This window comes from Alcaligenes sp. 13f, assembly GCF_020496585.1.
GTDB lineage: Bacteria > Pseudomonadota > Gammaproteobacteria > Burkholderiales > Burkholderiaceae_B > Alcaligenes > Alcaligenes phenolicus.
This window is the reverse complement of the sequence record NZ_JAHKKC010000083.1, coordinates 1-246: the sequence shown is the minus strand read 5'-3', so window position 1 is coordinate 246 and position 246 is coordinate 1. Positions and strand designations below refer to the sequence as shown.

Genomic DNA, 246 nt, shown 5'->3' with positions numbered 1-246 from the left:
TCTCCACCACGCTGTTGTGGCCCTCAGAGACATCTCCATCACCATCTTCCGGCGTCACCACCGGAGGACCATCCGTCTGACCGTTGATCGTGATCGTCAGCGTCGCCGTCGAGGTATCGCCATCGGCGTCCGTGATCGTGTAGCGAATCTCCTCAACCAGCGTATCGCCTTCGTTCAACGCCTGCACCGCTGCCAGGCTGTTGTCCAGCGTGTAGCTCCACGTGCCGTCGCCGTTGTCGACCAGCA

General features: G+C 61.4%; 1 protein-coding gene. It reads right to left on the bottom strand.

The features are described from left to right. Positions 1-246: VCBS domain-containing protein (locus KOE80_RS20240; protein WP_226349863.1), on the bottom strand; the 246-nt coding region annotated here is incomplete at both ends.